A 10771-nucleotide genomic window follows, 5' to 3' on the forward strand; every position below is an offset into this window, starting at 1 on the left:
TCGGGCCGCGCGGCCCGATCCGGCGGCCACCTCGCGTCACGGGCGTGCGAGAAGGGTCGCGATCCCCTGTCCCACGCCGATGCACATCGTGGCGATGGCGTGCTCGTGCCCCTCGTCGGCCATGGTCATCGCGGCGGTCAGTGCCAGGCGGGCGCCGCTCATGCCGAGCGGGTGGCCGAGCGCGATCGCGCCGCCGTGCGGGTTGACGTGCTCGGCGTCATCGGGCAGCCCGAGCAGGCGCAGCACCGCCAGGGACTGTGCGGCGAAGGCCTCGTTGAGCTCGATGGTCCCGACCCGGTCGAGGCCGATGCCGGTCCGCTCGGTGAGCCGCCGCACCGCGGGTGCCGGGCCGATGCCCATGACCCGCGGCTCGACGCCGACGCTCGTCGTCGCGACGATCCGCGCCAGGGGTTCGAGGCCGTAGCGCGACACCGCCTCCTCCGAGGCCAGGAGCAGGGCCGCGGCGCCGTCGTTGACCCCTGAGGAGTTGCCGGCGGTGACGGAGCCCCCCTCGAAGAGAGGCCGCAGCGCGGCGAGCCGCTCCGGCGAGGTCTCGCGGGGATGCTCGTCGGCGGTGACGAGCGTGGGGTCGCCCTTGCGCCGGGGCACCGGCACGGGGACGATCTCGCGTTCCAGGCGGCCGCTCGCCTGTGCCTTCGCCGCCCGTTCCTGGGAGCGCAGCGCGAAGGCGTCCTGGTCCTCGCGGCTGATGCCGTGGTCGTCGGCGACGTTCTGTGCGGTGCGCGGCATGGCGTCCGTGCCGTACGTCCGCTGCATCTCGGGGTTGACGAAGCGCCAGCCGATCGTCGTGTCATGGATCTCCGCGGTACGGCCGAAGGCGGTGGCCGCCTTCGGCTGCACGAACGGTGCCCGGCTCATGCTCTCCACGCCGCCCGCGATGACGAGGTCGGCGTCGCCCGCGACGATGGCGCGGGCTCCGTACGCCACGGCGTCGAGGCCGGACCCGCAGAGCCGGTTCACCGTCACCCCGGGCACGGTCACCGGCAGGCCGACCAGCAGAGCGGCCATCCGGGCGACGTTGCGGTTGTCCTCCCCCGCCTGGTTGGCGCAGCCGAGGACGACCTCGTCGGTCGCCTCCCAGTCGACACCGCCGTACCGGGTGGTCAGCTCACGGACGACGTGGGCCGCGAGGTCGTCGGGGCGTACCTCGGCGAGAGCGCCGGCGTACCTGCCGACGGGGGTGCGGACCCCGGAGACGAGGTAGGCGATGCGGGTAGAGCTCATGCGGGGCCTCCAGAAAGACGCGCGCGGCCTGCACCGGTGAGCGGCGGCGCGCCGGCCTCGTGGTGATCGGCCACAGCCGCGCTCTCCACCCCGAACTCCTCGGCTGGCCGTCCCCTGCCGTCCTTGTCAGCCATCGCCTGTTCCTTCCGAATCGATCCTGCGCAGCCCGTGCCGGTAGCGCCTGGCGTTTTCAAGATACTCACGCACTCCGTAGTCGGTTCGCTCGGTCCGACCTCAGCGCTCATCGGCCTCGACGTTGAAGCGCGCGGGCAGGTCAGCGCTCCTCGTCGAACAGCAGGGTCTCCACCCGCTGCCGGTAGTCGCGGTAGATCTACCGGTACCGCTCGACGGCCCCGGCGCGGTCGCCCTGTTCGATCAGCTCAAGGGTCTGCCGGTAGCCGTTCAGCCACATGCTCCACACGTCGCTCTCGACGGTGAGAGCCAGCACCCGCAGGGTCCGCGTGACCACCAGGTCGACGTGGGTCTGCAGTTCCCGGTTGCCTCTCACCAGGATGACCACCGTGCTGAAGTCCGCCCCGGCGGCACCTGATACTGGAATCACCATCCCGGAGCCCGGATGGATGTGGAGAGCCTGGCCTACTCGTTCTCCGAGGACCTTGAGGGCGAACTTCCGAGCCTTCCACCAGGCCCAGAAGGAGTTCGGATTCGGGGTCCCCACGCCGATCGCGACGAAGTCCGCCCTGGAGGTCTCCGACGAGGAGCGCGACGCCACCTTCGAGGGTGCCTGGGAGAGTGGCAGTCTGGTCAACCTCCTGACCGTGTACGCCGATCTCAGCGTCGACCAAGAGGCCGACGACACGGCGAAGCGGTTCATCCACGGCAAGATCCACCAGATCGTCGAGGATCCGCGGGCCTCTGCCCCGAGTACCCCGTGGGCACCAAGCGCCCTTGCCTGGACACCGGCTACCGGAATGCAGGCCAGTGCTCCGGCCTTCAGGCTGGGGTGAGGGCCCGCGCGGGAGTGCCCGCTAGGGCGCGAGCGCGCCCTGACCTTCGGTGTTTTGCTGCTGCTCCCACCATGCGTAGGGCACCAGGACGGCGAAGGGCCGGCCGTTGCGTTCGACGATGGTGTGTTCGCCGAGGTAGTGGGCGGCGTTGGCGCGGTCGCCGATGTGTTCACGGATCGCGCGGATTCCCATACGCTCAGTCATAGATCGAATGGTACAATGATTACCGTGCAGCTTCGCTACAACTACCGGGTGTACCCGGACGCCGTCCAGCGCCAGGCGCTGGCGCGGGCGTTCGGGTGCGCCCGCGTGGTGTTCAACGACGGGCTGCGCGCACGCCAGGACGCGCGCGCGGCCGGGCTGCCCTACATCTCGGACGCGGACCTGTCTAAGCGGGTCGTCACGGCCGCAAAGCAGAGCTCGGAGCGCTCCTGGCTGGGTGAGGTGTCCTCAGTGGTGTTGCAGCAGGCGCTCGCCGACCTGAACACCGCCTACCGCAACTTCTTCGCCTCGTTGTCGGGGAAGCGGAGGGGGCCAAAGATGGCCCCGCCCCGGTATCGGTCCAAGAAGGACACTCGCCAGGCCATCCGGTTCACCCGCAACGCCCGCTTCGCCATCACGGCGGGCGGGAGGCTACGCCTGCCCAAGATCGGGGACGTGGCGGTGCGCTGGTCACGTTCCCTGCCCTCGGAACCGTCCTCGGTGACGGTGATCAAAGACAGCGCGGGCCGGTATTTCGCCTCCTTCGTGGTCGAGACCGCCACCGAGCCGCTGGCGCAATCGCCGGGCGAGGTGGGAATCGATCTGGGGTTGGCGCATTTCGCGACCCTGTCGACCGGGGAGAAGATCAAAAATCCGCGTATCCTGCGGCGCGCGGCCAAGAGGCTCCGCAAAGTACAAAAAGCGCTGAGCCGCACACAGCAGGGTTCGGTCAACCGGGTCAAGGCCAGACTGAAGGTCGCCAAGGCTCACGCCCGCGTGGCCGATGCGCGCCGCGACTGGGCACACAAGCTCTCCACGACGTTGATCCGCGACAACCAAGCGATCTACGTGGAGGACCTCGCTGTGTCCGGGCTCGGCCGCACCCGTCTGGCAAAGTCGGTGCACGACGCGGGCTGGTCACAGTTCGTCGCGATGTTGGAGTACAAGGCGAAGCGGCACGGCCGACACTTCGTCAAGATCAACCGTTGGTTTCCCTCGTCGAAGGTGTGCTCGGCGTGCAGCACCATCGCCGAGTCGATGCCGTTGAACATCCGCTCTTGGACGTGCGTCTGTGGTGTCACCCACGACCGGGACGTCAACGCGGCGATCAACGTGCTGGCCGAGGGAAGACGAATCGTCGCCGCTGGACGGAAACCTGCCGCTGAGACTCGGCGGGAGGCGGAGACGTTAAACGCCTGTGGAGGTGACGTAAGACCACCGCTCGCGGTGGCGGACGCCGACGAAGCAGGAAGCATCAGAGGTGCCGCGTGAACGCGCGGCACGGGCTGAATCCCCGGCCTTAAGACCGGGGAGCGCGTCAATACGAGACGTACAACCGCGAGAACGTGCACCTGGTCAATCTGCGGCGCACACCGCTCGTGGAGGTCACCGACAGGGGCATCCGCACCTCCGACAGGGAGTACGAGTTCGACGCGATCGTCTACGCGACCGGGTTCGACGCGATGACGGGGGCGCTGACGAACGTCGACATCCGCGGCCGGGGCGGTGCCTCACTCAAGGCGGCGTGGAGCGCGGGCCCCCGCACGTATCTCGGGATCGGCTCCGCGGGCTTCCCGAACCTGTTCATGATCACCGGGCCGGGCAGCCCGTCGGTGCTCTCGAACATGGTCGTCTCCATCGAGCAGCACGTCGACTGGGTGGTCGATGCGATCGGGCATCTCGGCCACCGGGGGCTGCGGACGATCGAGCCCACCTTGGAGGCCCAGGACGCCTGGGTGGACCACGTCAACCTCATCGCCGACTCCACCCTCTACCCCAGGGCGAACTCCTGGTACATGGGAGCCAACGTGCCGGGCAAGCCGAGGGTCTTCATGCCCTATGCCGGCGGTGTCGGGGAGTACCGCAGGAAGTGCGACGAGATCGCCGCCCTGGGCTACGAGGGCTTCGCCCTCTCCACCTGAGCGTCTGAGAGCCGTACGGTCCTCGCCGCCCGTCCGCCGGGCGATGACACCGAGCCCCAACCGTTCTACGTTCACATCCACCAGATTCGTGACCCGTTGGAGGTCCAATGTCCCGTCGTGACCTGATCGACCCCGAATCCCGCGTTCCCCTGGACGGGCTGCTCGGGATGTTGCCCGGCGGCTTCAACGCCATCCCCGACATCGTCCAGCGCCGAGCCGCCGTCGAAGGCATGATGGGCGCCCTCGAAGTGCCCGAGAACCCCAACGTCACCAAGGAGGATCGGACCGTCCCCGGCCCCGACGGGGAGCCCGACATCACCGTACGGATCTACCGGCCGGTCAACGCGTCCGGCACGCTGCCCGGCATCTACTACATCCACGGTGGCGGCATGATCCTCGGCAACGTCGCGGGCGAGGACGCCGCCGCGACGATGATCTGCGACCAGGTCGGCGCCGTCGTGGTCTCCGTCGAGTACCGCCTCGCCCCGGAGCATCCCCATCCCGCCCCGGTCGAGGACTGCTACGCGGGCCTGGTGTGGACGGCGAAGAACGCCGGTGAGCTGGGCATCGCCCCGGAACGCCTGGCGATCTACGGCGCCAGCGCCGGTGGCGGGCTGACCATCGGCACGGCGCTCCTGGCGCGGGACCGCGGCGGCCCGGCCCTTTCGTTCATGATGCCGATCTACCCGATGGTCGACGACCGGAACGAGACGCCGTCAAGCCACGAGATCACCGACATCGGGATCTGGGACCGCGCGGGCAACGTCGAGGCCTGGGAGTGGTACCTCGGGGGCAAGGAGGCCGACCGGTACGCGGCCCCGGCGCGCGCCGAGGACCTGTCCGGTCTCCCCCCGGCCTTCATCGACGTCGGCACCGTCGACCTGTTCCGGGACGAGGACATCGCGTTCGCGCAGCGGCTCATGCAGGCGGGCGTCCCGACCGAGTTGCGCGTCAATCCGGGTAGTTACCACGCCTCGGAGACGTTCGCGCCCGAGGCGGAGCTCTCCAGGCGGATCTGGGCCGGGCGGATCGACGCCCTCAGGCGCGCTCTCGCCTGAGGGGGACGCCCCGGTGCCGTGGACAGCCTGAGGTTCCGTTCACGGCACCGGGGCGTACCGGCCTCAGCCGGCGCGAGGACATCGACCGGAATGGCGATGTTCTGCGGCGCGCGGACGTCGCGGGGGTACAGCGACAGCTGATCCAGGCCGTTCACCGGGCGGCCGTGCCGTCAGCCCGACGTCCGCGGTCCGCCGGATATCAGGTGGTGCAGTTCGTGCCGTTGAGGGTGAACGATGCCGGTACACCGGTGTTGCCGGTGTGGCCGGCCTGGAAGCCGAACGAGGTCGAACCACCCGCCGGGATGGCCGCGTTGTAGCTCATGTTCCTCGCGGTCACGGCGCCGCTCGCGGGCGTGATCGTGGCGTTCCACGCCGAGGTGACGGCCTGGCCCGAAGGAAGCGTGAAGGCCAGGGTCCAGCCGTTGATCGCGGAGGTGCCGGTGTTGGTGACGGTCACCGAGGCCGTGAGGCCGGTGTTCCACGCGTTGGTGGTGTAGGCGACCCGGCAGGGCGCGGTTCCGGGGGTGGGGGTCGGCGTGGGAGTCGGCGTGGGGGTCGGCGTGGGGGTCGGCGTGGGGGTCGTGCCGTCCAGGCCGAAGAACGAGATGACCATCGCGGCCTGGCCGCCCAGCGGCAGGTTGTGCCCCACCCCCTGGAGGCTGATGGCCTCGACGGCGGAGCCGTACCGGGTGCGGGTCCAGGTCGGCTGGGGCTTGTCGGTGGAGGTGGGGGTCTGGGAGAGGCCGTGGACGTTGGTCCACTGCTTGATCTCCTCGGTGAAGTTCGGGTAGCGCAGCGTCGTGTCCTCGGTGCCGTGCCAGACCTGCATCCTCGGGCGCGCCCCCGGGTAGCCCGGATAGGCGCCGCGGACCAGGTCTCCCCACTGCTGCGGCGTCTTCGTCACCTGCCCGTTGGCGCAGGCACTGTTCCACGTCGAGCCGTCGGTCGTGGCGAAGCAGCCGAACGGCACGCCCATGAACGCCGCCCCGGCCTTGAACACGTCGGGGTAGTCACCCAGCAGGACGTTGGTCATCATGCCCCCGGAGGAGGCACCCGTGACGAACACCCGGCCGGTGTCGGCGTTGTAGCGGGACGTCACGTAGTTGACCATCGACACGATGCCGACGGGGTCGCTGTTGCCGTTGCGGGTGAGGGCTCCAGGCGAGTAGACGTCGAAACAGGAGCCGCTGCGGGTGGCCGACGGGTAGATGACGATGAAGCCGTACCGATCGGCCAGCGACGCGAACTCGGTGCCGGAGTGGAACGCCGGACCCGACCCGGTGCAGTAGTGCACGGCCACCAGGATCGCGGGACGCGCGGTGACGTTGTTCGGGACGTACAGGTGCATGCGGAGGTTGGTCGGGTTCGTGCCGAAGCCTGTCACCTCGACGAGCGAGGCGGCCCCGGCGGGCGGCGCCGTCATCAGGCCGACGGCGACGAGCAACGCCGCCACGATGCCCAGGAGTCGTTTCATCTGCTCTCCTCTTCTCGAAATGTTCTGAGCATCACAGAAATATTTCAGCCATCAAGAGCGAGGAAGATCACAATGAGCTGACCTGGAAGTGCGCAATCAAGGGAATGAAAGTTTCGGAAGACTTCCCCATCAGATTGGCCACCAGAACGCAGCAGGGGTGCCCCTCTCGGGGACACCCCTGCCAGCCGGTAAAAAAACCCGGTCCGAACGACAGAGCACGCCGGAGCAGCCGCCACACGGCCGGCCCGGCCCGACCGCCCTCGCGGCTCTTGACAGGTGACCCGGGTCACCCTGACCATACGTAACCACCGCATTAATTAACTATCTAGTTCGTAACCCGGTCGTCATCTCGGCGGGCACCATCCAGCGCCACCCCGCGGGGGGACGCTGACCAGCGAACGCAGAATCCCGCGGCCGACGAGACGACCCACCCCCCAAAACGCCGATCGCCTCGTTGCTCGCATCGGGGCATTCGCGAAGGAGCACGACGTGACCGAAACCCCCCCGTCCCCCGCCGCGGGAACGCCCGTCCTGCCGGGGCGGCCCCGCAAGGCGGCGCTCGCCGCTTGGATCGGAAGCGCCCTGGAGTACTACGACTTCTTCATCTACGGCACCGCCGCGGCACTGATCTTCGGCAAGGTCTTCTTCCCCACCTCCGACGCCGCGAGCGGGACGCTGCTGTCGCTGGCGACGTTCGGAGTCGGTTACGCGGCCCGTCCCGTCGGCGCCTTCGTTCTCGGGCACTACGGCGATCGGCTCGGCCGTAAGAAGATCCTGTCCGTCACCCTGGTCCTGATGGGCGTGTCGACCTTCCTCATCGGCTGCCTGCCCACCTACGAGCAGATCGGCATCGCGGCGCCCGCGCTCCTGGTGACGTTGCGCCTGCTGCAGGGCCTGTCGGCGGCCGGGGAGCAGGCCAGCGCCAGCTCCATGACCCTTGAGCACTCGCCGGACCACCGCCGGGCGTTCTACACCAGCTTCACCCTCAACGGCACCCAGGCCGGTTCGATCTTCGCGACGCTGGCGTTCATTCCGATCGCCGCCCTTCCGGACGAGCAGTTGTTCTCCTGGGGCTGGCGGATCCCGTTCTGGTTGAGCGTCGTCGTCGTGCTGGTCGGATACGTCATCCGGCGCCGGATGGAGGAGACACCCGAGTTCGAGCGGGTGACCGCGGAGGGCGCCGTGGCCAGGTTCCCGCTGTCCGTGCTCTTCCGCGAGCACCGGGCCGACGTACTGCGCGTGACCGCGGCGGCCCTGTTCGCCACGGTGAGCACCATCGCCGGTGTCTGGGCCCTGTCCTTCGCCGTCAACACCGTCAAACTGGACAGGTCCGCCCTGCTGTGGGTCAGCGTCCTGGCCAACGTCGTCGCCTTGGTGGCCATTCCGTCCTGGGCCGTGCTGTCGGACCGGATCGGGCGCCGGCCGGTGTTCATCTTCGGCACGGCCGGCTGCGCCGTGTTGATGGTCGCCTACCTGTGGGCGATCTCCCTGGGCGGCTACGTGCTCATCTTCATCGTCGGCATCCTGCTGCTCGGGGTCGTCGGCAGCGCGGCCAACGGTCTCCAGCCGGCGTTCTACAGCGAGATGTTCAGCACCCGCGTCCGCCTGTCGGGCGTGGCGATCGGAACCCAGATCGGCTACGCGATCGCCGGTTTCTCCGCCACTTTCGCGGCCACGATCGCCGGCCCGGACGGCACCAACTGGCAGGGGGTCGCGGTACTCGCCGCCGTCCTGTGCGCCATTCCGGTGATCGCCGCGGCGACCGCGCGGGAGACGTACCGTATCCCCACCGCGCAACTCGGCACGAAGCCGGTCAAGGTCGCGCCGACGGAAGCGCCGGCCTGACGGATCGGCGCCGATCAAGGCCGTACCCGAGAGCACACCGGCGGCGTCGCGGTCAACGCCGCCGGTCACGGCCACGCGTCGACGGCGTCGCGCGACGCCCTGGCGGCCATGTCCTCGATTCGCCCATCTGTCCCGGCCACTGGAGAGAACACCAGGATGACCTCACATCTGATCGGGCTGATCGGCTCAGGCGTCGGCCCCTCCCTCAGCCCCGCCCTGCACGAGCGGGAGGCCGACCACCACGGCCTCCGCTACCTCTACCGGATCATCGACATCACCCCGCTGGGACTGGACGCCGCCGCGGCCGGTGGCCTGGTACGGACGGCCCGGCGACTCGGCTACACCGGGCTCAACATCACCCATCCGTGCAAGCAGACGGTCATCGAGCACCTCGACGAACTGTCACCGGACGCCGCGACGCTCGGCGCCGTCAACACCGTGACCTTCGACGGGGAGCGTGCCATCGGGCACAACACCGACTGGACCGGATTCGCCCGGTCGTTCACCCGGGGCCTGCCGGACGCGGCCACCCGCCGGATCGTGCAGCTCGGCGCGGGCGGCGCGGGGGCGGCGGTCGGACACGCGCTGCTGACGCTCGGCGCCGGGCAGATCGTCCTCGCCGACGCGCTACCGGCGCGGGCGGAGTCGCTGGCCACCGAACTGGAGCGCCGCTTCGGCAGTGGACGTGCCCGCGCCGTACCCCTCGGCGAGCTGGCCGGACTGCTCGGCGGCGCGGACGGTCTGGTCAACGCGACGCCTACCGGGATGGCCGCGTACCCCGGAACGCCGGTACCCGCCGAGCTGCTCCACCCCGGCCTGTGGGTCGCCGACGTGGTCTACCGCCCGCTGGAGACAGAGCTGCTGCGCCGGGCGCGCCGGCTCGGCTGCCGCACTCTCGACGGCGGGGGCATGGTGGTCTTCCAGGCCGCGCACTCCTTGCGCCTCTTCACCGGCGTCGAGCCCGACACCGAACGGATGCTCGCCCACCTGACCGACCTCGTCGCCGTCTGACCTCCGGGAGAACGACATGCGCAAGTCCATCGCCACCGTGTCCGTGAGCGGCTCGCTGAGCGACAAACTCGCCGCCGTCGCCGCCGCGGGCTTCGACGGTGTGGAGATCTTCGAGAGCGACCTGCTCGCCAGTCCCCTGCCCCCGGAACAGATCCGTGAACGGGCCGCCGACCTGGGTCTCGCCATCGATCTCTACCAGCCGTTCCGCGACTTCGAGGCGGTCCCCGCCGAGGTCCTGGATCGCAACCTGCGCCGCGCCGAGCGCAAATTCGAAGTGATGGAACGCCTCGGCGCGGACCGGCTGCTCGTGTGCTCCAGCCTCTCCCCCGACGCCGTCGACGACGACGCCCTCGCCGCCGAGCACCTGCGCCTCCTCGCCGAACGTGCCGCGGAGCACGGGATCCGGATCGCCTACGAAGCGCTCGCATGGGGCCGCCATGTCGACGATTACCGGCATGCGTGGCGGATCGTCCGGATGGCCGACCATCCCCACCTGGGAGTGTGCCTCGACAGTTTTCACATGCTGTCGAAAGGCGCCGACCCGCGCGGTATCGAGGAGATCACCGCAGACAAGATCTTCTTTCTGCAGCTCGCCGACGCCCCGATCCTGGCGATGGACGTCCTGCAGTGGAGCCGCCACTACCGCTGCTTCCCCGGGCAGGGCGATTTCGACCTGCCCGGGCTGCTGTCCCACGCGCTCCGGGCCGGGTACTCCGGCCCGCTGTCGCTGGAGGTGTTCAACGACGTCTTCCGGCAGGCCGACACCGGCCGCACCGCCGTGGACGCCATGCGGTCACTGATCTCGCTGGAGGAGGCCACCGCCCGGCGCCTCGGCGCGGAACCCCCGGCGGCCGCGCTCAACGTGCCACCGCCCCCGGTCTTCCCGACCGGAATCGCCTTCGCCGAACTGGCGACCCCGCAGACCGCCGGGCTCAGCGGCCTGCTCACCGCTCTGGGGTTCGCTCGTGTCGGCGTACACGCCGGCAAACCGGTCGAACTATGGCAGCAGGGACAGGCCAGAATCCTGTTGAACGCCGGCGCCCGGGG

12 protein-coding genes are annotated in these 10771 nt (G+C 69.5%); 7 read left to right on the plus strand and 5 right to left on the minus strand.

Features of this window, described 5'->3' with window-relative positions:
- Positions 1–36: 36 nt before the first annotated feature.
- The 3 genes from pcaF to ABZU75_RS42560 all read right to left on the minus strand — a co-directional run bounded on the left by pcaF (position 37) and on the right by ABZU75_RS42560 (position 1810).
- The gene (pcaF, locus tag ABZU75_RS42550; RefSeq protein WP_355567880.1) at positions 37–1245 is read right to left on the minus strand and encodes a 3-oxoadipyl-CoA thiolase; all 1209 of its coding nucleotides are present in this window, start codon (positions 1243–1245) and stop codon (positions 37–39) included.
- Positions 1242–1379, minus strand: coding sequence for a hypothetical protein (locus tag ABZU75_RS42555; RefSeq protein WP_355567883.1), 138 nt, complete (start codon positions 1377–1379; stop codon positions 1242–1244). The genes pcaF and ABZU75_RS42555 overlap by 4 nt, the downstream gene beginning before the upstream one ends.
- Positions 1380–1576: 197 nt before the next feature.
- On the minus strand, positions 1577–1810 hold the full coding sequence (locus ABZU75_RS42560) for a hypothetical protein (protein ID WP_355567886.1): 234 nt from the start codon (positions 1808–1810) through the stop codon (positions 1577–1579).
- Positions 1811–1862: 52 nt separating this feature from the next.
- Between ABZU75_RS42560 and ABZU75_RS42565 the strand changes: the two genes are divergently transcribed.
- Positions 1863–2213 carry a hypothetical protein gene (locus tag ABZU75_RS42565; protein ID WP_355567889.1) on the plus strand — a complete coding sequence of 117 codons (351 nt, stop codon included), beginning with the start codon at positions 1863–1865 and terminating at the stop codon, positions 2211–2213.
- Between the two features lie 21 nt (positions 2214–2234).
- Here ABZU75_RS42565 and ABZU75_RS42570 read toward each other — a convergent pair whose 3' ends face one another.
- Complete coding sequence (locus ABZU75_RS42570; RefSeq protein ID WP_355567892.1) at positions 2235–2417, minus strand: hypothetical protein; 183 nt, start codon at positions 2415–2417, stop codon at positions 2235–2237.
- Positions 2418–2441: 24 nt separating this feature from the next.
- Between ABZU75_RS42570 and ABZU75_RS42575 the strand changes: the two genes are divergently transcribed.
- The 3 genes from ABZU75_RS42575 (at position 2442) to ABZU75_RS42585 (ending at position 5394) form a co-directional block, all read left to right on the plus strand.
- Complete coding sequence (locus tag ABZU75_RS42575; RefSeq protein WP_355567895.1) at positions 2442–3686, plus strand: transposase; 1245 nt, start codon at positions 2442–2444, stop codon at positions 3684–3686.
- Positions 3687–3760: 74 nt separating this feature from the next.
- Positions 3761–4336: a hypothetical protein gene (locus ABZU75_RS42580; RefSeq protein WP_355567898.1), complete on the plus strand. Its 576-nt coding sequence runs from the start codon at positions 3761–3763 to the stop codon at positions 4334–4336.
- A gap of 107 nt (positions 4337–4443) precedes the next feature.
- A complete protein-coding gene (locus ABZU75_RS42585; RefSeq protein ID WP_355567901.1) occupies positions 4444–5394 on the plus strand; it encodes an alpha/beta hydrolase in 951 nt (316 codons plus the stop codon).
- 199 nt (positions 5395–5593) lie between these two features.
- Here ABZU75_RS42585 and ABZU75_RS42590 read toward each other — a convergent pair whose 3' ends face one another.
- On the minus strand, positions 5594–6868 hold the full coding sequence (locus ABZU75_RS42590) for a PHB depolymerase family esterase (RefSeq protein ID WP_355567904.1): 1275 nt from the start codon (positions 6866–6868) through the stop codon (positions 5594–5596).
- 489 nt (positions 6869–7357) lie between these two features.
- On the opposite strand from ABZU75_RS42590, the gene ABZU75_RS42595 reads away from it, so the two are divergent.
- The 3 genes from ABZU75_RS42595 to ABZU75_RS42605 all read left to right on the plus strand — a co-directional run.
- Positions 7358–8713, plus strand: coding sequence for an MFS transporter (locus ABZU75_RS42595; protein WP_355567907.1), 1356 nt, complete (start codon positions 7358–7360; stop codon positions 8711–8713).
- Between the two features lie 156 nt (positions 8714–8869).
- Positions 8870–9724 (plus strand): shikimate dehydrogenase, encoded by an 855-nt coding sequence (locus ABZU75_RS42600; protein WP_355567910.1) that lies wholly within the window; start codon positions 8870–8872, stop codon positions 9722–9724.
- Between the two features lie 16 nt (positions 9725–9740).
- Positions 9741–10771 (plus strand): TIM barrel protein (locus ABZU75_RS42605; RefSeq protein WP_355567913.1); only part of this gene is annotated, 1031 nt, incomplete at its 3' end.

Source organism: Streptosporangium sp. NPDC005286, assembly GCF_040607515.1.
Lineage (GTDB): Bacteria > Actinomycetota > Actinomycetes > Streptosporangiales > Streptosporangiaceae > Streptosporangium.